The organism is Corynebacterium sp. MC3 (genome assembly GCF_900099485.1).
GTDB classification, from domain to species: Bacteria; Actinomycetota; Actinomycetes; order Mycobacteriales; family Mycobacteriaceae; genus Corynebacterium; species Corynebacterium pseudogenitalium.
Window position 1 is genome coordinate 40,175 of sequence record NZ_LT622816.1, and the last position, 26,103, is coordinate 66,277.

At 58.9% G+C, this 26,103-nt stretch carries 24 protein-coding genes, 1 pseudogene and 1 riboswitch; of the genes and pseudogenes, 18 read left to right on the forward strand and 7 right to left on the reverse strand.

All coding sequences use genetic code 11. The features are described 5' to 3' along the window. Window positions 1-133: 133 nt before the first annotated feature. Window positions 134-529 carry an oxidoreductase gene (locus BQ4436_RS09135; RefSeq protein WP_070478965.1) on the forward strand — a complete coding sequence of 132 codons (396 nt, stop codon included), beginning with the start codon at window positions 134-136 and terminating at the stop codon, window positions 527-529. Between the two features lie 9 nt (window positions 530-538). Here the strand turns inward: BQ4436_RS09135 and BQ4436_RS09140 are convergent, their stop codons facing one another. Beyond that, the gene (locus BQ4436_RS09140; protein WP_070976504.1) at window positions 539-2,029 is read right to left on the reverse strand and encodes a leucyl aminopeptidase; all 1,491 of its coding nucleotides are present in this window, start codon (window positions 2,027-2,029) and stop codon (window positions 539-541) included. 147 nt (window positions 2,030-2,176) lie between these two features. Between BQ4436_RS09140 and BQ4436_RS09145 the strand changes: the two genes are divergently transcribed. Further along, complete coding sequence (locus BQ4436_RS09145; protein WP_070976506.1) at window positions 2,177-3,292, forward strand: branched-chain amino acid aminotransferase; 1,116 nt, start codon at window positions 2,177-2,179, stop codon at window positions 3,290-3,292. Between the two features lie 7 nt (window positions 3,293-3,299). On the opposite strand, the gene BQ4436_RS09150 is transcribed toward BQ4436_RS09145, so the two are convergent. Next, a complete protein-coding gene (locus BQ4436_RS09150) occupies window positions 3,300-4,298 on the reverse strand; it encodes a nicotinate-nucleotide--dimethylbenzimidazole phosphoribosyltransferase (protein ID WP_070976507.1) in 999 nt (332 codons plus the stop codon). An 18-nt stretch (window positions 4,299-4,316) separates the two neighbouring features. Further along, a complete protein-coding gene (locus BQ4436_RS09155) occupies window positions 4,317-5,024 on the reverse strand; it encodes a DUF3043 domain-containing protein (protein WP_070362186.1) in 708 nt (235 codons plus the stop codon). Between the two features lie 150 nt (window positions 5,025-5,174). On the opposite strand from BQ4436_RS09155, the gene BQ4436_RS09160 reads away from it, so the two are divergent. Next, window positions 5,175-5,519: a HesB/IscA family protein gene (locus BQ4436_RS09160; RefSeq protein ID WP_070362187.1), complete on the forward strand. Its 345-nt coding sequence runs from the start codon at window positions 5,175-5,177 to the stop codon at window positions 5,517-5,519. Window positions 5,520-5,595: 76 nt separating this feature from the next. Here the strand turns inward: BQ4436_RS09160 and BQ4436_RS09165 are convergent, their stop codons facing one another. After that, window positions 5,596-6,588 (reverse strand): S41 family peptidase, encoded by a 993-nt coding sequence (locus tag BQ4436_RS09165; RefSeq protein WP_070976509.1) that lies wholly within the window; start codon window positions 6,586-6,588, stop codon window positions 5,596-5,598. 13 nt (window positions 6,589-6,601) lie between these two features. Next, a complete protein-coding gene (gene asnB / locus BQ4436_RS09170) occupies window positions 6,602-8,524 on the reverse strand; it encodes an asparagine synthase (glutamine-hydrolyzing) (protein WP_070976511.1) in 1,923 nt (640 codons plus the stop codon). A gap of 436 nt (window positions 8,525-8,960) precedes the next feature. On the opposite strand from asnB, the gene BQ4436_RS09175 reads away from it, so the two are divergent. The 14 genes from BQ4436_RS09175 (at window position 8,961) to BQ4436_RS09235 (ending at window position 23,026) form a co-directional block, all read left to right on the forward strand. Then, the gene (locus BQ4436_RS09175) at window positions 8,961-10,055 is read left to right on the forward strand and encodes an aa3-type cytochrome oxidase subunit II (RefSeq protein WP_070362189.1); all 1,095 of its coding nucleotides are present in this window, start codon (window positions 8,961-8,963) and stop codon (window positions 10,053-10,055) included. A 17-nt stretch (window positions 10,056-10,072) separates the two neighbouring features. Continuing rightward, window positions 10,073-10,504, forward strand: coding sequence for an aa3-type cytochrome oxidase subunit IV (locus BQ4436_RS09180; RefSeq protein WP_070362190.1), 432 nt, complete (start codon window positions 10,073-10,075; stop codon window positions 10,502-10,504). 455 nt (window positions 10,505-10,959) lie between these two features. After that, entirely contained in the window at window positions 10,960-11,580 is a 621-nt protein-coding gene (locus BQ4436_RS09185; RefSeq protein WP_176754846.1) for an aa3-type cytochrome oxidase subunit III, read from the forward strand. 80 nt (window positions 11,581-11,660) lie between these two features. Beyond that, window positions 11,661-12,509, forward strand: a complete 849-nt coding sequence (locus BQ4436_RS09190; RefSeq protein WP_070976513.1) for a cytochrome bc1 complex diheme cytochrome c subunit — start codon at window positions 11,661-11,663, stop codon at window positions 12,507-12,509. After that, entirely contained in the window at window positions 12,506-13,726 is a 1,221-nt protein-coding gene (locus BQ4436_RS09195; protein WP_070362192.1) for a cytochrome bc1 complex Rieske iron-sulfur subunit, read from the forward strand. The genes BQ4436_RS09190 and BQ4436_RS09195 overlap by 4 nt, the downstream gene beginning before the upstream one ends. Next, a complete protein-coding gene (locus tag BQ4436_RS09200) occupies window positions 13,726-15,345 on the forward strand; it encodes a cytochrome bc1 complex cytochrome b subunit (protein ID WP_070976515.1) in 1,620 nt (539 codons plus the stop codon). The genes BQ4436_RS09195 and BQ4436_RS09200 overlap by 1 nt, the downstream gene beginning before the upstream one ends. Window positions 15,346-15,880: 535 nt before the next feature. Continuing rightward, window positions 15,881-16,052, forward strand: a riboswitch (cyclic di-AMP (ydaO/yuaA leader). Window positions 16,053-16,066: 14 nt separating this feature from the next. After that, window positions 16,067-16,810, forward strand: coding sequence for a C40 family peptidase (locus BQ4436_RS09205; RefSeq protein WP_070362194.1), 744 nt, complete (start codon window positions 16,067-16,069; stop codon window positions 16,808-16,810). A 125-nt stretch (window positions 16,811-16,935) separates the two neighbouring features. Further along, window positions 16,936-17,982 carry a C40 family peptidase gene (locus tag BQ4436_RS09210; RefSeq protein ID WP_083329530.1) on the forward strand — a complete coding sequence of 349 codons (1,047 nt, stop codon included), beginning with the start codon at window positions 16,936-16,938 and terminating at the stop codon, window positions 17,980-17,982. Between the two features lie 5 nt (window positions 17,983-17,987). Further along, the gene (locus BQ4436_RS09215) at window positions 17,988-19,133 is read left to right on the forward strand and encodes a glycosyltransferase family 4 protein (RefSeq protein WP_070976523.1); all 1,146 of its coding nucleotides are present in this window, start codon (window positions 17,988-17,990) and stop codon (window positions 19,131-19,133) included. An 11-nt stretch (window positions 19,134-19,144) separates the two neighbouring features. Next, window positions 19,145-20,116, forward strand: coding sequence for an ROK family protein (locus tag BQ4436_RS09220; RefSeq protein WP_070976525.1), 972 nt, complete (start codon window positions 19,145-19,147; stop codon window positions 20,114-20,116). Continuing rightward, window positions 20,109-20,849, forward strand: a complete 741-nt coding sequence (locus BQ4436_RS09225) for a lysophospholipid acyltransferase family protein (protein WP_070976526.1) — start codon at window positions 20,109-20,111, stop codon at window positions 20,847-20,849. Before BQ4436_RS09220 ends, BQ4436_RS09225 begins: the two co-directional genes overlap by 8 nt. A gap of 13 nt (window positions 20,850-20,862) precedes the next feature. Beyond that, entirely contained in the window at window positions 20,863-21,039 is a 177-nt protein-coding gene (locus BQ4436_RS12285; RefSeq protein ID WP_176754847.1) for a hypothetical protein, read from the forward strand. Continuing rightward, window positions 21,039-21,551, forward strand: coding sequence for a polyadenylate-specific 3'-exoribonuclease AS (locus BQ4436_RS09230; RefSeq protein WP_070976528.1), 513 nt, complete (start codon window positions 21,039-21,041; stop codon window positions 21,549-21,551). The genes BQ4436_RS12285 and BQ4436_RS09230 overlap by 1 nt, the downstream gene beginning before the upstream one ends. Window positions 21,552-21,637: 86 nt before the next feature. Next, window positions 21,638-23,026, forward strand: a complete 1,389-nt coding sequence (locus BQ4436_RS09235) for a class II 3-deoxy-7-phosphoheptulonate synthase (RefSeq protein ID WP_070976529.1) — start codon at window positions 21,638-21,640, stop codon at window positions 23,024-23,026. Window positions 23,027-23,063: 37 nt separating this feature from the next. Here BQ4436_RS09235 and BQ4436_RS09240 read toward each other — a convergent pair. Further along, window positions 23,064-24,251 (reverse strand): annotated as a pseudogene (locus BQ4436_RS09240) (protein kinase); the annotation flags it as partial. Window positions 24,252-24,299: 48 nt separating this feature from the next. Between BQ4436_RS09240 and BQ4436_RS09245 the strand changes: the two are divergent. Then, a complete protein-coding gene (locus tag BQ4436_RS09245) occupies window positions 24,300-24,662 on the forward strand; it encodes an Rv2175c family DNA-binding protein (protein ID WP_240492798.1) in 363 nt (120 codons plus the stop codon). On the opposite strand, the gene BQ4436_RS09250 is transcribed toward BQ4436_RS09245, so the two are convergent. Beyond that, window positions 24,631-26,103 carry an alpha-(1->6)-mannopyranosyltransferase A gene (locus tag BQ4436_RS09250; protein ID WP_070976531.1) on the reverse strand — a complete coding sequence of 491 codons (1,473 nt, stop codon included), beginning with the start codon at window positions 26,101-26,103 and terminating at the stop codon, window positions 24,631-24,633. The genes BQ4436_RS09245 and BQ4436_RS09250 overlap by 32 nt on opposite strands.

Consider the following 26,103-nt stretch of genomic DNA (forward strand, 5'->3'; position numbering starts at 1 on the left):
TTTTCGTAGAAGCTATACAGGTCAATAGCGTACCTGTCACCGAAGACTTTCGTGCCTTTCGGGGGCAACTAATTTGTTGAAGGCCACCAAACGCAGAATTGGGGCGTCGAGAAATATCCGTATGATGAGAGAAGTGTTTAACCTGTTCGGCAAGCGGAAGAAGCAGACCACCTTCAAACCCCCACGCGCGCCCGGCGAAACCATCCGGCCGGAAGACGCTGCCTACCTCCAGGAATGGGTTGCGAAGCGTGCCTTCGTCGAGGGGTTTGTTGAGCCGGAAACGATGGTCAACGAGATGTCTGTCGTGCTTGTCGATGAAGAGGGCAACTACACCCGCCGACGCATCGGAGGTCCCAAAGGTATTGACGCCGTCGCTACGCTGCTGAATATATCTCTTTATGACGTCGAAGAGACCGGGTACCCGGACCGGATGCGTCGCAAGATGGAGCAAGAACGCATCCTGCGGAAGCGAGCGGAACAGAAAGAACGCCGCGCCAAGTTTGAGCGCGGCGAACATCCCTTTTCCTAAGTCCGGAGACTAGTTGGCCTCAGCGATGCTGCGAAGCGTTGCAACGATCGTACGCAACGGGGCGCCGGTCGCGCGCTTCGGCGTGTAGCCGCGTGGCGAGCCACCGTTCCACGCCGGGCCGGCGACATCGATGTGCACCCACTCGGTGTCCTCGCCGACGAAGCGGGACAGGTACAGGCCAGCGAACAGCATGCCGCCGGTACGGGCATTGTGGACGTTGCGGATATCGGCGACGGGGGACTTCAGCTCTTCTTCCTGTTCCTCCAGCAGCGGCATCGCCCAGGCCTGCTCGCCAACCTCGCGGCCCAGCGCAGCGACGCGGTCGCGGAACTCATCAGAGCCCATGACGCCGGCAGTGCGGTTGCCGAGGGCGACAAGCTGAGCGCCGGTCAGCGTGGACGTCTCAATCATGAAGTCAGGGTTATCTTCAGCCGCGCGTGCCATCGCGTCTGCCAGCACGAGGCGGCCTTCAGCATCGGTGTTGAGTACCTCGCTGGTGATGCCGCCGTAGTGGCGAATCACGTCGCCCGGGCGGGTAGCGGTACCGGACGGCATGTTCTCCGCGAGTGGCAGCCAGGCGTCGACCGCAACATCCAGGTTGAGGCGGGCAGCTGCAACAATTGCGCCGAACTGAGCAGCAGAGCCGCCCATGTCGGAAATCATGTCCTCCATCTTTGCACCCGGCTTGAGGGAGATGCCGCCGGTATCGAAGGTGATGCCCTTGCCAACCAACGCGACAGAGGACTTCGACGCGGAAGGCGTCCACTTCAGGTGCACCAGGCGCGGCGCGCGGGCGGAGCCTTTGCCGACCGCGAGGATGCCGCCGAAGCCCTGCTCCTCAAGCTGCTTCTCGTCGAACACCTCGACCTCGAGTCCAACCTGCTTGCCGACGTTCTCGATGAGCTCCGCGTACACAGCAGGGTAGAGGTGGTTCGACGGCGTGTTCACGAGATCGCGCGCCAGCATGATCGACTCGGCGAGGATCACTGCCTGGTCGAATGCTTCCTTTTCGTCTTCCTTGCCTACAACGGTGACGTCGGTAAGTCCGTGCTCGCCGTCGCAGCCACACTGGCACGGGGCTTTGAAGCCCTTGTATTTATAGGCGCCCAGCAACAGGCCTTCCACGACGGGGGCGACGCCGAACTCAGTCGAGATCACCGCAGACTCCGTGCCATACAGTGTGCGAGCCAGGGAACCGACAGCGCGACGGACAGTCTCGTCATCAATCTCATCGGCGTTGCCCAGGCCAAAGGCGATGACCAACTTCCCATCAACGACCACGCGGGTGATCTCGCCGGCGGTGCCCTTCGCGCCGACTGTCTCCAGCGCCTCGAGTGCACCCTTCGGTGCCAGTGCGGTCACTGGGACTTCAACCTTCGAGTCATCCGAGGTCACGGGTAGCAAGAGGGCAGCGGTGTCGCTCGGAGCGGACGTCGAAAAGTTGAGGGAGACGGAGTCGCCCCGGACCGGGAGCAGCGATTCAGGAACCGAAAAAGTCATAAGTACATGCGCCTTTCTTAAGATTATTGAACATCGCCAAGGGTACCTGGAATAAGGGACGCGTGGCGCGGGGCAAGCTATTTGTGCGTGGAAGAAAATATGGAATTCCGGTTCCAAAGAGTGGAATCGGGGAGTAGGGTGGTCTGCATGACTCAAGGCACACCATTTGAAATTATCCCGAATCCGAACAAGGCAACTGACGAAGAGCGCAATGCAGTGCTCGCAAACCCAGCCTTCGGGCAAGAGTTTACTGACCACATGGTCTCCATCGACTGGGACGAGGCCAACGGCTGGCATAACGCGCAGGTCCGCCCGTACGGGCCGATCTCGCTGGACCCGGCGACCAACGTCTTCCACTACGGGCAGGCGATCTTCGAAGGCCTGAAGGCATACCGTCACCACGACGGCTCGATCACGACGTTCCGCCCCGAGCAGAATGCGACGCGTTTTGCCCATTCCGCGCATCGCCTGGCAATGCCTGAGTTGCCGGAGGATCTGTTCATCGAGTCGCTGCAGCAGCTGGTGACGATTGATAAGGACTGGGTCCCCGAAGCTGGTGGAGAAGCGGCGCTGTACCTGCGTCCATTTATGATTGGCACCGAGAAGACGCTCGGGGTGAAGTCCTCGAGCACCTACACCTATTACCTCATTGCATCCCCAGCTGGCGCCTACTTCTCCGGCGGCGTCAAGCCCGTCAGCGTGTGGATCTCCGAGGAATACGTCCGCGCGGCGCCCGGCGGCACCGGTGACGCCAAGTTCGCTGGCAACTACGCGGGTTCCCTGCTCGCGCAGGCCGAGGCAGAAGAAAAGGGCTGCGACCAGGTTGTCTGGCTCGACGCCATTGAGCGCAAGTACATCGAAGAGATGGGCGGCATGAACCTCATGTTCGTCGAGGGCAGCGGGAAGGACGCGAAGTTGATCACCCCAGCACTGTCCGGTTCCCTCCTGGCGGGCATCACCCGCAAATCGCTGCTGCAGGTTGCGGAAGACCTCGGCTACAGCACCGAGGAGCGCAAGATCACGGTGGAGCAGTGGCACAAGGGCGCTGAAAACGGCACCATCAGTGAGACGCTTGCATGCGGTACCGCAGCGGTGATCACTCCGGTCGGGCGCGTGCTGAGCCGCCACGGTGAGTTCACCGTAAACAACAATGAGGCCGGCACCATCACCATGCAGCTGCGCGAGCGCCTGCGCGGTATCCAGGACGGCTCGGTCGAAGACGTCCACGGCTGGAACCACACGCTCGTCCCAGCCGAGAACTAGAGGGATCTCAGGCCGGGGCGCCCTCTGGGGCCTCCGGCCCGAGCACTGTAGTAACGAGCTCAGAAGCCAGGTTGATTTGCGGCAGCGCTGCGAGCGCGCCCACTCCCTGGTTGAGCGACAAGTCCAGTGCCAGCACCGGAATGATATCGAGGGCCTGGAGCGCCAGCATCTGGGCGGGTTCCGGACTGAGCTGGCCCGCCATGATCCACTGCTTCGTGCCGGGTGCGAGGCGCTCGGCGGCGTAGGCGGCGACGGTGGCGTAGAGGCCGTCGAAAAGTACGGGGGTTCGACGAACCGCGGCCTGCGCGAACACACCGACAAGGAACGCGAAATCTGGCCCCGAAAGCTCGGCAAGGACGCGGGGGACGTCGTCACTAAAGGTGCGCACCCGGAACATGGCGTCCCGAATTGCCGCAACTTTCACTTTCCAGACGTTGTCGTCGATGCCCGAGCCGCGCCCGATGACCTTGACCGGCTCGGTGCGCGACAGCGCGCCATAGACGGCGGCGGCGACCGTCGAATTGCCGACGCCAATGTCTCCAGGAATGAACAGGTCAACTCCACTGTCTACGCCCTGGTCAACGACGCGAGCACCGTGCGCGACTGCCTGCTCGAACGCCTCGGGCGTCATGGCGGCTTGCCGGTCTATCGCGCCTGTCGGCAGCGTTAAGTAGTCATTAATCTGAATAATCGACGCGCCCGCGGCTTCCGCAGCAACGCGAGCGACGCCGCCACCTGCCGCAATCTGCTTTACAGTGGTCCAGGCGGCGTCGTGTGGCTGCGCGGAAATACCGCGTGCTGCGACACCGTGGTTACCGGCGACAAGCACGCACTGCGGCTGACGGAACGCAACCGGGCGCCTACGGTTTTGCACCGAGGCAGTCCATTCCGCAATCGTTCCCACGCGACCGAGACCTCGCCCCTCCGGGCTGCGCTGTAGTTCGCGGGCAAGCTCGCGGTGCAGGGTTTCGCTTGGATGCTCAATCGGGTCGAATGTAACAGCCATGAAACGTCCTTTGTCCGTTTAGTTCACGGTCTCGCCGATGCGCACCTGTGGCTTCGGCGAGCGCCACTTCCGCGGCTGCGACGCGCGGGAGAACGCGTACATACCAAGGCCGAAGCCGGTATCAGCCGTACCAGGGAACTTCGCGCGCACAGCGTTGTTCGCACGCTTGCCGATCAGGAATGCCTCACCAAGAATCAGCACGATAAACACCATCGGCAAAATAGCGATGGCGCCGGCGATCTCCGGGTACCAGGAGCCGATGAAGAGGATGAGGAACAGCAGGATCGCTAACGGCATCGCGTAGTTGTTCATGAAGCGGCGCGAATCTACCCAGTCGCGGACGAAGCGGCGGGTTTCGCCACGGTCGCGGTCCATGAGGTAGCGCTCGTCGCCGGCGTCCATCTTGGCTTGGACCTCGCGATTGTGCTTCTTCGCCTCTTCGCGCTGCTGCTTCTTGTATGCCTTCCACTCCTCCTTCGACATCGACTTCTTCAGCTCTTTATTCTTCTGGTACTGCTGAGCGGGAGTCGTCGCGTTGGGGTCGCGGACCACGCCGCGCTTAATCTCCTGATCAAGGCGTTTCGGCGTCGGCCGACCCTTCGGAGGGGTGTAGCCCTTCGGGTACTTCTTCGCGGGTTCCGCGTCGGTTTCGGGAGTCTCCGCTCGATTCGCTGCGGCAGCAGCGGCGGCTGGAGCCTCATCAGATTTCTGCCAAGGAAGTTTCACGCTATACAGGCTACAAGGCCGTCCCCGAAAGTGGGGAATAAGCGCCCGCTCCCATACGCTGTAGACGATGACGGTGTGATGCGAGTACGCTAGTGCCACACTCCGAAGCACGCATCTTGCGTGAAGATATTCGCTAAGCAAGGAGAAAGAATGACTGCACCTACCTCTGCCACGGGCGTGACCCTTACTGAAGCAGCGGCTGCAAAGGCGAAGGCTCTGCTCGACCAGGAAGGCCGCGACGACCTTTCGCTTCGCATTGCTGTTCAGCCAGGTGGCTGCGCTGGCCTGCGCTACCAGCTGTACTTCGACGACCGCGAGCTCGACGGTGACAAGGCTGACGTTGTCGGGGGTGTGCGCCTCGTCGTGGACAAGATGAGCGTGCCGTACCTCACCGGTGCAACGATCGATTTCGCTGACACCATCGAGCAGCAGGGCTTCACCATCGATAACCCGAACGCTGGCTCGGCCTGCGCGTGCGGCGATAGCTTCAACTAAGCAGTAGCTTTTCGACGCCAACACCCCGCGCCCACCTCATGATTGAGGGGAGCGCGGGGTGTTTCGTCTGCGCGGACTATTTACAGCCGTACTCGGTGTCGAGCCACTGCTTGGCCTCCTCGAACGGCACATCGGTTTCGACGTCGGGCTGCACCGGATCTTCGGCGAACTCCTCGCCAGTGCGTGCCTTGTCCTTCGCGATAGTCAGCATCAGCAGGCTGCCGTCCGGGAAGTCGTACACCATGTTTGCCGACGCGTAGCCCGCAGTAGGGGACCCGAAACTGCGGGAGTGCTCGAGCCCCCGGAACGACAGCATCGTGGCCTCGCCCGACGAAGCAGTGTCGCCATCGACTAAGACCGCCACCGGCGCATCCCACTTCCCGCCAGAAGTCGTGATCGGGGTGCCGCCGCCGGTCACCGAGTTCCCCTCAACCGTGACCTGGGTAGTGTTCGTCCGAGAGACGAATTCGAGCACCGCGCCATCCGGCAACAGTGAGGAGAGGCCTGAGACCATTGGACCCATGTCGCCTCCGTCGTTGCCACGCAGGTCAACGACCGCCCCGCATGCCCCGGCATCACGTGCGGAAGCCAGACCTGTTGCGAGCGTGTCTGCGTAGCCCTGCACATCATCGTGCCGATCGACGCCAGGCACGGTTGCCACCGCAACGCGGCCCTCGACGCTGACTGCGGCTTCCGACTTCTCTTCCATAGTCCAGCCGAGGTTAGGGTTACCAGGTTCAATCAGACGGGAGTGCTTCCCGCCAGCAGCTTTGACTGCGTCCTCGAGGGCGGGGTAAACGTCGTGAAGCGTATCAGCCTGCTTTGCGGCCTCCTTTGCGCGGGCCTTCGCCTCCTCGAACTCTGTCGAGTCGGCGTAGATGCCCTGCTCGGCGAGCGCGAGCACCGTCGCGCTATACCGCTTCGGCGTCTGTGTCCCCGCGAAACGAGCGGTGCCCGTCAGCATCGCGGTGAGCGTCGGACCGTAGACGAACGCCACGGCGCCAACTGCAAGCAGTAACGCGCTGAGCATCGCAACGATGGTGGTCAGTACTCGTTTCTTGGTCCACATGAGCAGGTCCTCCTTAAAGCTGAACCGGGTATTCCTTGTGCTCGATGCCCGGATCAATGCGATGCTCGACAAAAATGCCGTGCCAGATCATAAACGCAAGCACCGTCCAAAGGCGACGCGAATGATCGGAAACACCGTCACGGTGCTCCTTGAGCATCTCCAGCACCTGGTCCTTGGCGAAGATATGGTCGGTCTGCGAATCGCGGATAGTGTCCTGCGCCCAGCCAAAGAGCTCATCGCCGGCCAGCCAGTGGCGCATCGGAACAGGGAATCCCAGCTTCTTGCGGTGGAGAACATGCGGCGGAACGATCTGCTCCATCGCCTTACGCAACGCGTACTTGGTGGTGCCGTGCGCGATCTTCTGGTCGTACGGGATCGTCTGCGCGACTTCAAAGACCTCTTTATCCAGGAACGGCACGCGCAACTCCAGCGAGTTCGCCATGTTCATCTTGTCCGCCTTGACCAAGATATCGCCGCGCATCCAGGTAAACAGGTCCAAGTTTTGCATCCGGGCAACTGGATCCATCTCTGTCGATGTGGCGTAAATCGGCGCGGTGACCTCGCGGTGGTCCCACTCATGCTTCGCCCACGGCAGCACACGCTGTAGTTGCTCGAAGTTAAAGGAACGAGCGTTACCGTAGTAACGGTCCTCCATTGGGGTCGTACCGCGTTCGAGTAAGCTCTTGCCCTTCATGCCTTCCGGCAGCACACGGCTTAGCCTGTTCAGTCCCCGTAGAAGAGGCGTCGGCAACTTCTCGAACGGCGCGAGCGACAGCGGTTCCTTATAGATGGTGTACCCACCGAACAGCTCGTCGGCACCCTCACCCGAGAGCACCACCTTGACGTGCTTGCGGGCCTCCTGTGCGACGAAGAACAGCGGGACAAGCGAAGGGTCCGCGACCGGATCATCGAGGTACCACATGATCTTCGGCACCGCGTCCGCGTACTCTTCAGGCGAGACAATCTTCACGATGTGCTCAACACCAATCGCCTCAGCGGACTCCGCAGCCACATCTACCTCGGAGTACCCCTCTCGCTCGAAGCCGGTGGTAAACGTCAACAAGTTTGGATTGTGCCTCTTCGCCAGGGCCGCAATCGCTGTCGAATCAATGCCGCCGGAGAGGAAAGAACCGACGGTGACGTCCGCTCGCATATGCTTCTCGACGGAGTCTTCGAGCGCCTGAGCGATCCTGTCGTAAAGCTTCTGCTCTTGACCTTGTGGGACTTGCTGTGGTTTGAAGTGTGGTTTGAAGTAGCGCTCCGATGTGACTTCACCGCTAGGCGTCAGTGACACCGTGCAGCCAGACTCCACGCGTCGAATGCTCTCGTGCAACGTTTCTGGTTCGGGAACATACTGCAGGTCAACGTAGTGCTCGATAGCTCGCCGATCTAGGTCGAGACCAATCTCCAGCTCTGGAGCCATTTCTAGGATGGACTTTTTCTCGGAAGCGAACACAGTGCCCACTGGGGTAGTAGCGTAAAACAAGGGCTTAATGCCGAATTGATCACGTGCCGCGAACATACGCTGTGTCTCGGTGTCCCAAATGACAAACGCGAACATGCCTCGCAGGTGTTCGACAACCCTCTCTCCCCAGTGGTGGAAGCCAACAACGATTGGCTCGCCGTCCCCCGAGGTATTGAAATCGTAGCCTGCCTCCTGCAGTTCCTCGCGAAGCTCGATGTAGTTATAAATCTCGCCGTTGAACGTCAGCGCGTAGCGCTCCGGATTCTCCTTCGGGCCCCAGCGTAGGGGTTGGTGAGAATGCTCGAGATCGATAATGGCAAGGCGGTTGAAACCAAAAACGGCGTGGTCGTCGTTCCAGGTGCCGGCGGCATCAGGGCCACGGTGATACATGCAGGGCAACGCACGTTCCGCGGCTTCCACGAAGCTTGCGGCATTGCTGTTTGTGGTGAGTAGAGCCAACAGGCCACACATAGACTTGAAAACCTCTCCTATATATAAGGTGTACGCAGCCGTGCGGAGTGCTGGGCCACGAAGCATTTCTTCCAATCAACAATAGGGTTTTCTGTAGGAGATGCGCGAACCAACGAAACCAGTGCCAAAATGCGGAAATTCTTCATCCTTTATTCGGTCCCCAAAAGGGGGCCAACTTATGGTTGAGCAATTTGAGTGAAAAATAAAGCTCTTACCAGGACGTTTGTACCGTTTTATGTAAAACCCGTTGAGTGCACGGCTTTTGCATACACGGTAAAAGATGTCAGCTGACCACGAATGCTTACCTCGACTCAAAATCAAAAGAATTCAGAGGCGATGCGCCTTATCCACTATTCTGACGGAGTAACAATGCTTGGGCGCACCTGTTTGTGCGTCCTGCCGTAAACAGCGAGTGTGGACAGGAAGGCAGACACACGTGGAAAAGGTAAAGGACCGCAACTTCGCGAAGAAAATCGCAGTTGCCGGATCGCTCCTGCTGGGCGGTCTCGCGCTGACGGGCTGTGAGGTTGCACCGCCAGAGGCGCTCTCGAAGGTGCTGGATATGGGTTGGCCAGATCCTGTTACCCCTGAGGGCGAGCAGATGTACAACTTCTGGGTATGGACCTGGGTTGCAGCATGGATTATCGGCATCATCATGTGGGGCTTGTTCCTCACCGCGATTTTCAAGTGGAACGCGAAGAGTCAGGAGAAGCGCGGCAAGTCTGAGTTTCCGAAGCAGCTCCAGTACAACGTGCCGCTGGAACTTGTACTGACGATCATTCCGATCGTCATTGTTATGGTGCTCTTCTTCTTCACCGTCCAGGCGCAGACGAAGACTACAGCCCTCGGCAAGGACCCGAAAGTGACGGTTGACGTAACCGCATACCAGTGGAACTGGAAGTTTGGCTACGCAAACGTTGACGGTGAGTTCACCTCGAACGGTCAGGCATATGACGGTGTTGACACCGAGCGTCAGGCCAAGGCTGAGGCAACGAAGTACGACGACGAGAATATTAAGAACCCGAACCCAATCCACGGCACTTCTACCGGTGACCTCTCGTACCTCAATTTCAATGAGATTGAGACTCTCGGAACCACCGAAGAGGTTCCGGTGCTCGTCCTGCCAACCGATCGTGCGATTGAGTTCCGTCTCGCATCCGGTGACGTGAACCACGCATTCTGGGTTCCTGAATTCCTCTTCAAGCGTGATACCTACGCTCACCCAGAGGTGAACCAGCAGCAGCGTGCATTCCAGATTGAGAAGATCGATAAGACTGGCGCATTCGTTGGTCGCTGTGCCGAGATGTGCGGTACTTACCACTCGATGATGAACTTCGAGGTTCGTGCCGTGACCCCAGAAAAGTTTGCTCAGTACATTCAGTTCCGTATTGACAACCCTGAGGCGCCAAACTCCGATGCGCTCGCATCCATCGGCGAAGCGCCGTACGCCACCTCCACACGTCCGTTCGTGTCTGACCGCCACGGCACCCGCGACGGCAACAACACCAACGACCCTAACGCGACGGTATAGAAAGAGAAGGCAGAGAAATGGCAACTGGTTCAAAAGTTTTCTACGCAATCGGTACCTTCTTGGCGCTGATGGCAGTCTTCTACATGATCAGCACAGCGTGGATTGGTGAAGATGCTTACCTCTACGGGCTCGAATGGGTCGGTGGCGTTGGCTTGGTTCTCGCTACTGCGCTCTGCTTCATGCTCGCTGTCTACCTCGACATCACCGAGCGTCGCATGGACGTTGTTCCGGAAGACTGGGAAGAGGCAGAGGTTGAAGATGGCGCAGGCGTGCTCGGCTTCTTCTCGCCAAGCTCCATCTGGCCGTTCGCAATGTCTGGTGCGGTTATGTTCCTCGGACTCGGAATTGCATTCTGGCAGCTGTGGCTCGTCGTGTTTGGCGCAGTATTCCTCGTGTGGACCACTACGCAGCTGAATCTGCAGTACGGTATCCCGCGCGAGAAGCACTAAAGATTCGCTGACCTCCCCGCCTTCGGGAGGTGTCGGCGAAAACTGATCCCCTTCAGCTAAGGCTGAGGGGGATTTTTGCTTGCTATTTTCATCCTTTCGGTTGAACTCATTCGTAACACTTGGGGGTCATACGAAAGTAGGTCTGCAGCCGGAAACGGTAGCGGTGTAATGTGAGTCCCATCACTATTGGGAACTTTTGAAACACCGCAAAGAATCGATGAAAAAGAATCCTGGATTGCCTAAAAATCAGCCGAAAGTGAGCTGAATGAAGTCGAGAAAGTTGTGACCTGCATTGATGTAGTCGGATGAGTGGCTAGAAAAGTTCCCGGTATTGCAGAAAGTTATTTCCTTCGAGCGCTATTAGGCCAGAAAAGGCAGGTTAGCGCGAAATCTGCCGAAAAGTTTGTGGGTGAAAGGAGATGACTTTGACCCGAAAACAGGGGATAATCACATGCGTGACGACCGCAATTTCTAACCAAGGTATGGCGACACCGCAGAATCGTGTCCCGGCGCTGAACCGACCAAACATGGTCAGCGTTGGCACGATCGCGTTCCTCGCCCAAGAGTTGATGTTCTTTGCCGGTTTGTTCGCGATGTATTTCACCTCGCGTGCAAACGGTATGACCGCAGGCGACTGGGATAACCAGACGGCACACCTGAACGTGATGTTCGGCTTGATCATCACGATCGTGCTTGTGTCTTCTTCCGTGACTTCTCAGTTCGGCGTATTTGCAGCAGAAAGGGGTGACGTTTTTGGGCTCCGCAAATGGTTCACGGTAACTATCGCGCTTGGCGTTGTCTTCCTCGGACTCGTGGCTTTCGAGTGGGGAGAAATGATCATGCACGGCGTGACCATTCAGGCGAGTGTCTTCGGGTCAGTGTTCTTCATCATCACTGGCTTCCACATGGCGCACGTGACCGCCGGCATTATTGCCTTCGTGGTTGTGCTGCTCCGCGTATCTAAGTCGAAGTTCACTCCGGCACAAGCTACTGCAGCAATGGTGACCTCTTACTACTGGCACTTTGTTGACGTAATTTGGGTCGGCGTCTTCATTACTCTGTATATCGTTCAATAGGTATCTGATACGTAGAGTCGCCGTCGAAATGACGGAAGGCCATTTATCTGTATTAGACACTGACGCTCAAAGGGAACAAGATGGAAAAATCACCTAAGAAAAAGCGCAGTCGGCGCAAGGCGCAGCGCACCTTTGCTGGTGCAGCAGCCTTGACGCTCGGCCTCACGGGTGCGGGTTTCCTCGCATCGGCGCTTGCCCCGAACGCGCAGGTCGCTACTGCGCAAAAAGATGACCAGGCAATGATTCAAGAAGGCAAGGACATTTACGACGTCGCTTGCATCACTTGCCATGGCGCAAACCTCCAGGGTGTTGAAGGCCGCGGCCCGTCCCTGATCGGCACCGGCGAAGGTGCTGTGTACTTCCAGGTCAACTCCGGACGTATGCCGATGATGTCGAATGACGCTCAGGCTGAACGCAAGCGTCCTCGTTACACCGAGTCCCAAGCACTGGCACTGGCTGCCTATGTTGCTGCCAACGGTGGGGGACCGGAGCTGGTGTACAACCCAGACGGATCACTCGCGAAGGAAGAGCTTCGCGGTAAGAACTACGATGGCCAGATTCAGGCTGGCGACGTCGCACGTGGCGGCGAGCTCTTCCGCTTGAACTGCGCGTCTTGCCACAACTTCACCGGCCGCGGTGGCGCACTATCTTCTGGTAAGTATGCGCCGGAGTTGGACCCTGCGAATGAGCAGGAGATCTACCAGGCGATGCTGACTGGCCCGCAGAACATGCCAAAGTTCTCGGATCGCCAGCTCAGCGCCGACGAGAAGCGCGACATCATTGCGTTTATTAAGTCCTCGAAGGAAACCCCAAGCCCTGGCGGTTACGCCCTTGGTGGCCTTGGCCCAGTTTCTGAAGGTATGGCTATGTGGATGATCGGCGTAACGGTCGTTGCTGCCGCAGCTATCTGGATTGGATCGCGCTCATGAGTGAAGTAAACAAGAACTACACATCCCAAGATTTGGACCGCATGAATAATGCGGAGCTCGCTGCTCTGGGCACGGAACTCGACGACGTCACCGTTGCGTACCGCAAGGAGCGGTTCCCAGTTGATGGCGACCCACGCGAGAAGTCTTCCGAACTCGGAATCAACATTTGGTTGATTATTTCGGTGCTCTGCGGAATCGCGTTCCTCGGTGTCTACCTCTTCTGGCCATGGGAGCCACGCTTCCACGGCGATGAAGGACTTTGGGTTTACACGCTTTACACGCCACTGCTCGGCCTTACTTCTGGTGTCGGTTTTGCCGCCCTGGGTATCGCGATTGTCCAGTACGTGAAGAAGTTCATCCCTGAGGAGATCTCCGTACAGCGTCGTCACGACGGCCGTTCTTCCGAATTGGACCGTCGCACGACGACCGCTCTGCTGAATGATGCCTGGGAGACTTCCACCCTGGGTCGTCGCAAGGCAATGAAGGGTCTGCTTGGCACCGCTGGTGTTCTCGCCGGCCTCATGGTCGTTGCACCCCTCGGTGGCATGATCAAAAACCCGTGGAAGAAGCGCCACGACCTTAACTACTTAGGTGATGGCACGCTTTGGACTCACGGATGGACCATGCAGGAGAAGGGCGTCAAGGTTTACCTCGGTCGCGACACTGGCGCGATCGCCGAGCTGCACGAAGGTGTAGCTGGCTCGCACTACTCCACGGCAGGTGTTTCCCGCCTGGTGCGTATGCGTCCAGAAGACCTCGCTGCTGCTTCCATGGAGACGGTATTCCCGCTCTACCCGGAGGATGTCAACGATGGTGACATTTACGACCCAGAGCGCGACGTATACGAACACCACATGCACTCGCTGCATGGCCCTCGTAACGCAGTTATGCTGATCCGCCTTCGCTCTGAGGACGCACGCCGCGTCGTTGAGCGTGAAGGTCAGGAAGATTTCCACTACGGGGATTACTACGCATACTCCAAGATTTGTACGCACATTGGTTGCCCGACCTCGCTTTACGAAGCGCAGACGAACCGCATCCTTTGTCCGTGCCACCAGTCGCAGTTCGACGCACTGCAGTACGGCAAACCGATCTTCGGACCGGCTGCCCGTGCTCTGCCTCAGCTTCCTGTGACTGTTGACGAAGACGGTTACCTCATCGCCAACGGAAACTTCATCGAGCCCGTCGGCCCGGCATTCTGGGAGCGTAAATCCTAATGAGTACTAAACTTGCACAAGCCGCGGACAACGTTGATTCGCGGTACACGGTAGCCGGTTTCCTCCGGCCACAGTTGAATAAGGTCTTCCCGAGCCACTGGTCTTTCATGCTCGGTGAGATGGCGCTGTACAGCTTCATTATCTTGCTGCTGACAGGTATTTACCTCGCGCTGTTCTTTGACCCTTCCATTACGAAGGTGATCTACGACGGCGGGTACCTACCGCTCAACGGCGTGGAAATGTCACGCGCGTACGCCACGGCTCTGAATATTTCATTCGAGGTCCGCGGTGGCCTGTTCGTTCGTCAGATGCACCACTGGGCTGCGCTGATGTTCATGATGGCGATGTTCGCCCACATGATGCGTATCTTCTTCACCGGTGCGTTCCGCCGCCCACGTGAGGCTAACTGGGTCATCGGCGTTACCCTGATTCTCATCGGCATGGCCGAAGGCTTCATGGGTTACTCTCTGCCAGATGACCTGCTCTCTGGTGTTGGCCTCCGTATTATGTCTGCCATCATTGTTGGTATCCCGATCATCGGCACCTGGATGCACTGGGCAATCTTCGGCGGCGACTTTCCGTCTGACCTGATGCTGGATCGCTTCTACATCCTGCACGTTCTGATCCTTCCGGGCGTGATCCTGGCTCTGATCGCAGCGCACCTGCTGCTCGTCTGGTTCCAGAAGCACACCCAGTTCCCAGGCCCTGGTCGTACGGAGAACAACGTTGTTGGCATCCGCATTATGCCGGTCTTCGCGGTCAAGGCAATCGGCTTCATGATGGTTGTCTTCGGTGTCCTCGCTGCTATGGCTGGTCTGACCACCATCAACGGCATTTGGAACATCGGTCCATACAACCCGTCGCAGGTTTCTGCCGGTTCGCAGCCTGACGTTTACATGCTGTGGACTGACGGCGCAGCTCGTGTCATGCCAGCGTGGGAGCTCTACCTCGGCCCGTACACCATTCCGGGTGCCTTCTGGGTTGCCCTCATGTGTGGCGTGATGGTCGTCCTGCTGATCAGCTACCCGTTCATCGAAGCGAAGGTGACCGGTGACACGGCGCACCACAACCTGCTGCAGCGCCCACGTGACGTTCCAGTGCGTACCGGCCTCGGTGTGATGGCACTCGTGTTCTTCCTGTTGCTGACCGTTTCCGGTGGCAACGACCACGTTGCTCACTTCTTCCAGATCTCGCTGAATGCGATGACCTGGTTCGGTCGCATCGGTCTCATTGTCTTGCCGCCGTTCGCATACTGGTTGACCTACCGTATTTGTGTTGGTCTGCAGCGTTCCGACCGTGAGGTTCTGGAGCACGGTATCGAAACGGGCATCATCAAGAAGCTGCCTAACGGTGCGTTTGTGGAGATCCACCAGCCGCTTGGCCCAGTCGACGAGCATGGACACCCAGTGCCACTCGATTACGCTGGTGCTCCGGTTCCGAAGCGCCTCAACCAGCTCGGCTTCGCTGACTCCGAGACCATCGGTAAATTCAAGCCTGCTGAGCTTGGCGTTTCCGAGCGCGTCCGGGACACGCAGCGCGAGAACCACCATGAGGAGATCGAGACGTTGCGCAAGCTCGAGGAAACCAAACACCTCGATGACCGCAATGCTTCTGAATAGGCTCTAACACACTAGCGGTCGCTCAAGGCGCCCTGGTTGGTTGTACGAGAGTACAGCTGGCCAGGGCGTTTTTGTATGTCCGGTCGGTCCACTTTTGGAACCCAGCACCTTTATCTCACCCGTGCTATGACACGAGCCCACTTCAGGCTTCGTTCTGCTACAGCCCGCGGTATTAACGCGCCGCAATGGCTCACCGCTTCACGTCTGAAGTCGGAGGAATTTGGAGCCATTTCGAAGCGTTATGGAAGCGTTATACAGTAGAAGTGAGTAATGTCACATAAGAGTGATTTAGTGCATTCTTACCAAATCTGCACTCTGGTCGCAGGTGGGGAAGGTTGACAAAAGAGCAGGTAGGGGGTCATTTGTCTGGTTTGGCACATTGTGGCGCTCGGCTTGCAGTTCTCAGGAATATTCGCGCGAAATGGGGGAGAGGAAAAATAACGGAACGATAACGGCCGTGTCGTTGGACAAAGATGTTTCCGTTTCGTAACCTAATCGAGACATTGCAGCAACAGCCGTTGAAAGCAAACAGTAAGTACCTATAGCGCCTAATTCCCTGAGCCTTAGTGGCTTCGGGAAGCCGGGGACCCAAGCAGGATTTTCCCTCTGGGGTGAATGCGAACGAGAGCGGAGTTTTCCGTGGAAGTCGTAAGGCTGGTTCTCTAGCCCAACCCGTCAGCTAACTCGGTCGGCAAAAGAGAAGATATGGAGTTTTACAATTATGGCTAAGCACCGTCGTCAGGCACACAGCACTGCACGTAACGTCGCGGTAGTGACCGCAGCAGCTGCAGGTGCCTCGCTGCTCTCGCCAATCTCTGCAGAGGCGGCTGAGGTTCGCGTCCCGAACTCGCCGGTAGCTGTTCAGGTTCCAGGTATTGAGAACGTGCCGGGCATCGCTGCGATTCCTGGCATCGAGGCTTGGATCCCATCCCTGGCAGGTCAGAAGTCCAATGCTGATGTCCCAACGGCAATTGCACAGGTTCGTGCGGTTCCTGGCGTTAACAACGTACCTTCGTTTGGTGCATGGCTGGCAAACGTCGAGGCTCAGTTCAAGGCGCCAGTCGCGAAGGCATACTCCGCAAACGTTGCTGCGCCGGCAGTTGCTCCAGCGCCGCAGGTCTCCGCAGGTCAGCGCCTGGTCGATATTGCACGTACAAAGATTGGTGCTGCATACGTATACGGCGCTGCAGGCCCGAACGTGTTCGACTGCTCCGGTTTCACCTCCTGGGTATATGCGCAGGCTGGTAAGTCCATCCCTCGTACCTCGCAGGCGCAGGCGGCTGCGGGTACTCCGGTTCCGCTTGATCAGCTTCAGCCTGGTGACATCGTGGCTTACTACGGTGGCGCTTCCCACGTTGGTATCTACACCGGCAACGGCACTATCATTGATGCACTGAACACCAACGCTCCGGTCGCTGAGCGTCCACTGCACATGATGCCAGTGCACTCCGCTGTGCGCTTCTAAGCTCGGTATTTATCGGCCGATCCAAACGATTGTGGTGGGGGTCGGCAGAAGAATTACAGGATTGTAACTTTAAGCCCCTCTCGCTATATTGGTGATAGTTTTTCTTGCCAGCGAAGGGGCTTTAAGTGGCTAAACACTCTTTACATGCGCGTCATGTTTCAAATGGGCGTTCCTGGGGGAAGCGCGTGGCGCTGGGTGCATCGCTCTCTGTCGTTGTGGGCAGTAGCGTTGCTGCTCCGTCCGCAGTAGCGGATGATGTCGAGGAACTGATTCATCAGGTTGATGAGCTTTCGCATGAGGTCACCGCAAAGGTAGAAGAGCTCAAGGGCGTCGAGGATGATATTGCCGCGAAGTCGGAGGAACTTGAGCGCTTGCAGTCTGACGCGGCGGATGCGCGTACCCAAGTCCAAGCTGCGAAAATCGCTCGTGATGACCTCCAAAGGGAAGTAGACCGCCTCGCTGCTTCCCGGTACCGCAACGTCCAGGCCGATGTGATCCTTACAACGCTGGACTCTGGTAGTCCCCAGACTGCTATTGACCGTGCTGCGTACCTGGATTCGCTGTCCCGCAAGCAGCAAAGCGTGCTCCGCGAGTACGAAGGCGCTGCCCAGGTCGCGGCAACGAAGGCGAATGCTGCAAACGTAGCCCTTGCGGAAGCGCAGTATCTCCGAAATGACCTTGATTCAAAGCGTTCGAAGCTCGAGCGTGAGCGCGAGGCGCTGCAGGGACAGATTGAGGAGATTGAGGCGCGCGTCGATAATTTGTCGCCGGAAGCGCGTTCGTTGTGGGAGGGACGTCTGCACCCCGTTGATGCTGGCTCGCTGCCTCCGGTGGGGGACGGGGTTGTCGGTGCCGCGCTCGCGCAGGTTGGCAAGCCTTATGGCTGGGGCGCGACGGGGCCGTCAGCATTCGACTGCTCTGGGCTCATGGTGTGGGCTTACGGGCAAAACGGTAAGGCGATCCCGCGTACCTCGCAGGCTCAGCTTGCCGGTGGCATGCCGGTGAGCATGGGGGACCTGCAGCCAGGTGACATTGTCGGTTATTACCCGGGAGTGACGCACGTTGGCATGTATATCGGCGACGGCATGGTTGTGCATGCCTCTGACTACGGTATTCCGGTTCAGGTTGTCCCGTTGAATTCGATGCCGGTCCAGGGCGCTGTCCGTTATTAGGCACCATGACTGTTTTATTGGTGACGAATGATTTCCCACCGACTGTCGGTGGGATTCAGTCGTACTTGCGGGATTATGTGCAGGAGGTCGTTCACCGTCGCGGGGCGCAGAGCATCATTGTGTTTGCCTCGATGCAGGATAAGGCGGCTGCTCTCGCATGGGATGTGGAACAGCCGTACACGATTATTCGTTGGCCCTTTCCGGTGATGTTGCCTACTCCTGCTGTCCGGAGGATGATGCAGCGAATTATCAGGGAACAGCACGTCGATACGGTGTGGTTTGGTGCTGCAGCTCCTCTTGGAGTGATGGGGGGTGCTGCGAAGCGTGCGGGTGCTTCGCGGGTGGTGGCAACGACGCATGGCCATGAGGTCGGGTGGTCAATGTTTCGCATTGGTCGTCGACTGCTGCGAACGATTGGCGGTAGTGCCGATGTAATCACGTACATTTCGGAGTACACACTGGGGCGATTCAAGGAAGCATTTGGTCCGAATCCTCAGTTCGTTGCGCTTCCCTCAGGCGTATCGACGTCCCGCTACGCGCCCGCAACGCAGCAGGAGAAGTTGGAGACCAGAGCTTCGTTCCGAATCGGCGCGGAGTCTCCGCTGATTGTGTGTGCGTCGCGTCTGGTGAAACGCAAAGGGCAAGACCGGTTGATCCGCGTCCTGCCTAGGGTGCGCGAGCAGGTGCCGGGTGCACAATTGGTGATTGTTGGGGAGGGGCCGTATGCCCGTCGGCTTCACGCGATGGCGGAGGGCGTCGACGGTGTCAGGTTCACCGGGCGGGTCAGCGACGATGACCTGTGTCGAATCGTTGCGGCTGCAGACGTGTTCGCGATGCCGGTTCGTACCCGCGGCGGAGGCCTCGACGTTGAGGGCCTCGGGATTGTGTTTCTCGAGGCCCAGGCGTGTGAGGTACCGGTGGTCGCTGGTGATTCGGGCGGTGCGCCGGAAACGGTGACAGACCACAGCGGAGTGGTCGTCGATAAGAATGATGATGCACTTGTCGCGGTGTTGGTGCGTCTGCTGCGTGATCCCCTGCTGCGGGAATCGATGGGGGAGGCGGGGCGACGCCATGTGCAGCGGGAGTTTTCGTGGCAGGTGTTGGGGGAGCGGTGTGAGAAATTATTATTTTCTCAGGCTCTCGGCGACTAGCATGGTCATGTATGTCTACTGAATCCAAGCTGACTGTCGGTTTTGATATCGGCGGGACGAATACTCGCGCAGCAGTGGTTGATGACTCTGGGCGCATCGTTGCATCGATATCTACTGGTACTCCGCAGACTGGTGATGAGCTTATCGGCGTCATCGTCGATATGGTGCGGCAGCTGCAGCGGGAGTACGTGGTTGATGCTGTCGGCTTGGCTATCGCCGGTTTTCTTGACCCGGACTGCGAGATCGTGCGGTTCGCCCCGCATTTGCCGTGGCGCAACGACCAGCCGGTTCGGGCGCAGCTTGAGGAGGCTCTGGGGCTACCAGTCCGCCTTGAGCACGACGCGAACGCGGCAGCCTGGGGTGAATACCGATTTGGCGCAGCAAAGGATGCGGATATCTGGGTGTTCTTTGCCGTCGGTACCGGTATCGGCGCAACGCTGATGATTGATGGCAAGATTTACCGCGGATCGTTCGGCACTGCCCCCGAGTTCGGGCACTTGACTGTTGTGCCAGATGGTCGCGTGTGTTCCTGCGGTAAGCAGGGCTGCTTGGAGCGGTACGCCTCGGGCACGTCGTTGGTGGACTGTGCTTTGGAGGTCGCAGCGCACGGCGGTTTTAAGAAGTGCGGTTTGTACCGGAAAGTCGTCGATAAGCGGGCGACGGGCCATGACGTGATGGAGGCTGCACGCGAGGGCGATGAGCTTGGCGTGAAGGCGCTTGCGAGTTTTGCGGAGTGGCTGGGCCGTGGTTTGTCGATAGTGGCTGACGTTTTGGATCCGGGCCTGGTGGTTCTTGGCGGTGGCGTGAGCGCCGACGCAGACCTCTTTATTGAAGATGCCAAGGATTCGTTGCGTCGTAACATGGTTGGCTCCGGGTACCGTCCTGTTCCGGAGATTCTATGCGCAGAGCTGGGCCCGCAGGCAGGTATGATCGGTGTCGCAGACTTGGCTCGTGAGGATCTAGAAGGGAGACAGCGTGCATAACAAGTGGTATTCGGCGTTTAAGGCGTTGCTAGGTCCAGCGCTGCTCGTGTGGAACCGGCCCACGATTGAAGGCGCGGAGCATGTACCGGACGAAGGCGGCGTCATTCTTGTCTCGAACCACCAAGCGGTGATGGATTCGTTCTACCTGCCGCTGATGCTGCGTCGGCAAATCAAGTTTCCGGCGAAGAGCGAGTACTTTACGCAACCTGGCTTGAGGGGCAGGTTCAAGCGGTTTTTCTTTACCGCTGTTGGTCAGATCCCTGTGCATCGCGGTGATTCGAATGCGGGCGCGAACCTGCAGCAGGCTGCGCGCGAGGTGATTGTTGATCGCAACGACGTGTTCGGTATCTACCCGGAAGGCACGCGTTCGCCGGATGGTCGGATCTACAAGGGGCGCACCGGTATGGCTCGTGTCGCGATGGACACGGGAGCGCCGGTGATCTTGGTGGCCATGATTGGCACCCGCGAGGCGAACCCGATCGGGTCGGTGCTTCCGCGCCCGGCGAAGGTCCGCATCAAGCTCAGCGAACCTATTGATCCGCACGCTTGGGCGACGGAGCACGGATTTGATCCGCACTCGCGGGAGGTGATGCGTCCGTTTACGGACTTCGTGATGCATAAGATGTCTGCGTTGTCCGGGTACCCGTACGTGGATGTGTATGCTTCGGACGTCAAAAAGCATCTGGAAGAGACGGGGCGCTATCCTGAGGGCGCCGAGCCCGAAGAGGATTAAGTAAGGACGTTAGATGGACCGGGACCTCGTTACTCGCATTGTGCTCGTGTGCTGCGCGGTGGGAGCGTATCTCGTCACGAGTGAACTTGAGATAGCCAGGAATGTGATTTCGCCGCTACTCGTACTGTTCGTTGCAGCAGTGATGTTTTGGCCACGCAAACCTGAGGGCCCGGAGGGTGAGGTGAACTAGTGCGTTACTTTTACGACACAGAGTTCATCGAAGACGGCTCGACCATTGAGCTAGTCTCCATCGGCATCGTCGCGGAGGACGGTCGTGAATACTACGCGGTGTCCAATGAGTTTGACGCCGCGCGTGCGAATCAGTGGGTGCGCGACAATGTATTGGATAAACTGCCCGGTGCTGGTCACCCCGCATGGAAGTCGCGGGAGCAGATCCGCAGCGAGGTCTACGATTTCTTGACGACGCCCCGCTCCGCCCCGGAGCTTTGGGCATGGGTGGGGGCGTACGATCACGTTGTGCTGGCGCAGCTGTGGGGTGACATGACCGGGTTGCCGAAGAACCTTCCGCGCTTTACTCGTGAGCTGAAGCAGTACTGGGAAATGGCGGGGCGGCCGAGGCTGCCACAGGTGCCGCGCGGGAACCACGATGCATTGGTAGATGCGCGCCATAACCTGAAGAAGTACCGCGTATGCGCGGAATATTTGCCGCTTGACCGGCTTGGCCGCGCGTCTAGATCGTGAGACGCGCGTTTCACACTTTGAGTCTGTGCAGGTATTCGCACCGCAAAGTTGTGGTATTCGTCGCAGCTTCGTGCTAAACATTAAGTGTGAGTTGGACAGTAGATATCCCCAAAGAAGTTCTCCCCGATTTACCACCGCTCCCGGGAGACCTCAATGCACAGTTCCAGGACGCGTTGTCGCGTGACGCAAAGCAGCAGCCGAGCTGGGACCATCATGAGGCTGAGTATGTGCGGAAGATTCTCGAATCTGTACCGCCGGTAGTTCTTGCCCCAGAGGTTGAAGAGCTCAAGCAGAAAATGGCGAAGGTCGCTAACGGTGAGGCATTTTTGCTTCAGGGTGGTGACTGCGCGGAGACATTTGAGTCCAACACGGAGCCTCATATCCGCGCGAACGTGCGTACACTCCTGCAGATGGCGGCGGTGTTGACGTACGGAGCGTCGATGCCCGTAGTGAAGTTGGGGCGTATCGCCGGGCAGTACGCAAAGCCACGTTCATCAGATCTCGACGGTAACGGCTTGCCGAATTACCGCGGTGACATCGTCAATGGCGTCGAACCGACTCCGGAGGCGCGTCGCCATGATCCCGCCCGCATGGTCCGCGCGTACGCAAATGCGTCTGCTGCTATGAACCTGGTTCGTGCGCTTACTGCGTCCGGTACCGCGGACCTGCACAACATCAACACTTGGAACCGCGAGTTTGTGACCAACTCGCCGGCGGGTGCACGCTACGAGGCGCTCGGCCGTGAGATTTCGCGCTCGCTTGCGTTCATGGATGCTTGTGGCGTGAGCGACGAACACCTCCGGACCTCGGAGATTTACGCCTCCCACGAAGCTCTGCTTGTGGACTACGAGCGCGCTATGCTGCGCCTCGCCGAAGACGATCAGGGGGAGACGCGGCTGTATGACCTGTCCGCGCATCAGCTGTGGATCGGCGAACGCACCCGCGATCTCGATGACTTCCACGTGAACTTCGCCGCGATGATCGATAACCCGATCGGCATCAAGTTGGGGCCGACGACCACACCAGAAGAGGCCGTGGCATACGCGGATAAGCTCGACCCGAACTTCGAGCCTGGCCGTTTGACCATGGTGATCCGGATGGGCCACGACAAGATTCGCGAAGTCTTGCCAGGCATCGTCAACGCTGTCGAGGCATCTCGCCATAAGGTGATTTGGCAAAGCGACCCGATGCACGGCAACACGTTTACGGCGTCGAATGGTTACAAGACCAGGCACTTTGACAAGATTCTGGATGAGGTCCAGGGCTTCTTCGAGGTGCACCGTCAGTTGGGCACGCACCCGGGTGGCATCCACATCGAGCTGACCGGTGAAGAGGTCACCGAGTGCCTCGGCGGTGCGCAGGACATCACCGACGTTGACCTGCCAGGCCGCTACGAATCCGCCTGCGACCCGCGCTTGAACACTGAGCAGGCGCTCGAGTTGGCCTTCCTCGTAGCGGAGATGTTGCGCTACTAAGATTGCGCGCGGCGGTGGCGCCTTAGGGCATCGGTAGGAGGATCTGCGGAATCTCGCCGTACATGCCGGACCCGAGCCACCAGCCGCCCACCGCAACCAAACCTGTGCAGATTGCGCTGAACACTAGGAAAACTGCCAGGCCGATTCCCGAGCGGTTGCTCACCGGCTTGCGAGGTCGCGCCGGGGAAGGCGGAGCTTGCGGTGGAGCTGGGGCTGGCACCTGTGGTTGCGGCGGCGCAGGTAGCGGGGGCTGGACTGCCGGCGCATCCACACGTGTTCTAGGGGAATCATCTGTTGAATTTGGCCGGAGGCGAAACTGCGTGGGGTGAGCAGCGGCACGATTCGCTGCGGAATGCCTTGGTACGGGTACCGCGTAGGGCGGTAGCTCAAGCGCGTCCGCTACGTCGTTGAGCGCAGCGAGGAACTCCGATGCGTCATGGAAGCGGTCGTGGGGGTCGGTCGCGGTGGCGGTGGCCACGAGTTCGTCGAAAAGCTTTGGTACGCCTCCGATCCGAGAGCTGGGCGCGGGCACCACATCATGTAGCCGTGCGAAGGCGTGCGCGATGGGGGTATCGCCGTTGAAGGGCTGTTGGCCGGTGAGCAGCTCAAAGAGCACGATGCCTGCGGAATAGACGTCGGAGGCCTGTGTGATCGGTGAACCGTCCACTTGCTCGGGGGAGAGGTAGGCGACCGTACCTACGATCTGGTCGGTGGAATGCGTGATGTCTGAGACTGCGCGCACAAGGCCGAAGTCCGCAAGCTTGACGCTGTGATCGCTGTTAATCAGGATATTGTCCGGTTTGATATCGCGGTGCACCATTCCTTTTTGGTGCGCGACCGCGAGGCCAGTGAGCACAGCCCGCATTACCTCGGCGGCGGCGTGCGGTGGCATGGGACCGCGCTCGGCGAGCAGCTCACGCAGTGTTCCACCGGTGATGAGCTCCATAATTAAAAATACTTGGTTCGTGGGTTCGCCTTGGGCAGCGAAGTCGTACACGTTGACCAGGTTGGGGTGGGAAAGCTGGGCCATCGCCCGAGCTTCCCGACGAAACCTCTCACGAAACACGCTGTCATGCACGTAGGACTCGTGCATCACCTTGGCGGCAACCTCACGGCCTAAACGCGTATCGACGCAGCGGTACACCGTCGCCATGCCACCGCGTGCGATGGGGCGATCGATGATGTACCGGTTGTCCAGCGTGTCTCCAACTGCGAGCTGTGCCATGCGCTCCAGTATGGCCCAAACGTGCTCTCGACGCGTAAACTGTCGGTCGTGAGTGCTCAACAGACTATTGATTCTTTGCTCGAACACGATGAACTGCTGACCTTTCCCGAAGTTGCGGAAACACTCGGCGTTCCAGTCACAAAAATCCACGACTATGTTCACGCCGACAAGCTCCTCGTTTACCGCAAGGACGGCGTGAATTACATTCCTGCGCTCCTGCTGGCGGATGGCGAGATGTCGAAGTTCATCAGCGGTGCAATCACCGTGCTTGCGGACGGCGGCTTTTCCCCCGAAGAGTCGCTCCAGTACCTATTTACCCCCGATGAATCACTGAGCGGCCGTCCAATCGACGCGCTGCACGGCCATGGTGCCCGCGAAGTTATTCGCCGAGCACAGGCGATGGCGTTTTAGCCTGCTTGAACGGCCACACCGCAAGCACTGCTGCAAAGGCCACGAACGGTGCCGCGACGAGGAACCAGGCATCGTAAAAGCGGTGGTTACCGCCGCCTGTAAACGCCAGCACGATGATCACGCTCGCACCCACGGCGACCTGTTGCACCCACCGCGGTGCCCGGAAAGTTCCCACGAGTGCCAAAATCGACGCGTAGTACCAGGGGAGCGTGACCGCATTCGTGATGAACGCGGCGACGTACGCGGCGGTCGTGCCCTGGACAGCGCGCACGTCGTTCGCTGCACCCGGTTTCGGGCGGAACCACCACCACACAACGGCTAACGCCACCAACATCAGGATGGAAGCGGCCGCGCGCACGACAACGAGCAGGCTGTTGTAGTAGAAGTGGTCGTCGAAAAGCTGGAACCCGGGAGTGAGTATCTCGGTGACCAGCGTGGGCCCTGCCAACGGGTTGATCACCTTCGAGTTGCCGGAGATCTCAGCCAGCCAGCCCCACGACGCGCCAGACGCCGCGGTGACAACATAAAGCACCCCGCCTGTCAGCGCGATTGACCAAGCCGTGGCAAGGATGAACACGCCGCACTTCTTAAGCACAGATGCTGATGCACCCGCGAAATGGGCGACCATCAGCCACACGATGAAAGGCATCGCCACGGCAGCCGTGGCCTTGAGCGAGACCGCGACAGCCACCACAGCGATTGCGCCACTAAAAGTGGCGAAGGTTGCTGGGCGGCGTAGTGCCCACACGATGCCGACGCTGACGAGCCCCACCATCACGGCCTCGTTGTGCATGCCGCCAACCATATGCAGCAGCATCAAGGGGTTCGTCGCGCCAATCCAGAGCGCAAATGCACTGTCGCCGCCGAGCTGCTGCGCAATTTTTGGGACCGTGATGATAATCAGCGCGAAACCCGCCAGCGCCAGGAGCCGATATGCAACAATGCCGGCACCTACACTATCGCCAGTTACCAGTGTGATCAGCTTGCCTAACCCCAGGTGCAGCGGACCGTACGGGGTGGTGGTGTTGCGCCAGTCGTGCGAGACTTCCCACAGCAGCGGGCCGGGGTTGACGGCCGCACCTTCTGAGTATGGGTCGAAGCCGTCGCGAAGCATGGCGCCTTGCATCAGATAGGAGTAAACGTCGCGCGAGAGCATCGGTGCGCTCAGCGCGAGTGGTGCGGTCCACAGCCAGGTGGTGCGCCGTACCGTATCGAAGGTGGGGCGCGTACGCCACAGCCACAGCCAGGCGAGCAACAACAAAACGATGCCGACGCTCATCGTGATGTCCATGAGCGCACGCCCGTGCCCGTACGTCAGATTGTCGACACCCAACATACGCATCACGCCGCCACGGTTGCGGGTGGCGCCGGCCCCAAAAGAGCCAAGGGCCACCAAGATACTTGCCAGCAGCCCTAGTCGTGTCGGCGAAAGAGACTTCAT

Bases quoted from the DNA above. Each gene is read 5' to 3' on its own strand.
- BQ4436_RS09140 (WP_070976504.1), bottom strand. From the start codon at position 2,029: ATGACTTTTTCGGTTCCTGAATCGCTGCTCCCGGTCCGGGGCGACTCC.
- BQ4436_RS09145 (WP_070976506.1), top strand. From the start codon at position 2,177: ATGACTCAAGGCACACCATTTGAAATTATCCCGAATCCGAACAAGGCA.
- BQ4436_RS09150 (WP_070976507.1), bottom strand. From the start codon at position 4,298: ATGGCTGTTACATTCGACCCGATTGAGCATCCAAGCGAAACCCTGCAC.
- BQ4436_RS09160 (WP_070362187.1), top strand. From the start codon at position 5,175: ATGACTGCACCTACCTCTGCCACGGGCGTGACCCTTACTGAAGCAGCG.
- BQ4436_RS09165 (WP_070976509.1), bottom strand. From the start codon at position 6,588: ATGTGGACCAAGAAACGAGTACTGACCACCATCGTTGCGATGCTCAGC.
- asnB (WP_070976511.1), bottom strand. From the start codon at position 8,524: ATGTGTGGCCTGTTGGCTCTACTCACCACAAACAGCAATGCCGCAAGC.
- BQ4436_RS09180 (WP_070362190.1), top strand. From the start codon at position 10,073: ATGGCAACTGGTTCAAAAGTTTTCTACGCAATCGGTACCTTCTTGGCG.
- BQ4436_RS09190 (WP_070976513.1), top strand. From the start codon at position 11,661: ATGGAAAAATCACCTAAGAAAAAGCGCAGTCGGCGCAAGGCGCAGCGC.
- BQ4436_RS09195 (WP_070362192.1), top strand. From the start codon at position 12,506: ATGAGTGAAGTAAACAAGAACTACACATCCCAAGATTTGGACCGCATG.
- BQ4436_RS09200 (WP_070976515.1), top strand. From the start codon at position 13,726: ATGAGTACTAAACTTGCACAAGCCGCGGACAACGTTGATTCGCGGTAC.
- BQ4436_RS09205 (WP_070362194.1), top strand. From the start codon at position 16,067: ATGGCTAAGCACCGTCGTCAGGCACACAGCACTGCACGTAACGTCGCG.
- BQ4436_RS09215 (WP_070976523.1), top strand. From the start codon at position 17,988: ATGACTGTTTTATTGGTGACGAATGATTTCCCACCGACTGTCGGTGGG.
- BQ4436_RS09220 (WP_070976525.1), top strand. From the start codon at position 19,145: ATGTCTACTGAATCCAAGCTGACTGTCGGTTTTGATATCGGCGGGACG.
- BQ4436_RS12285 (WP_176754847.1), top strand. From the start codon at position 20,863: ATGGACCGGGACCTCGTTACTCGCATTGTGCTCGTGTGCTGCGCGGTG.
- BQ4436_RS09250 (WP_070976531.1), bottom strand. From the start codon at position 26,103: ATGAAGTCTCTTTCGCCGACACGACTAGGGCTGCTGGCAAGTATCTTG.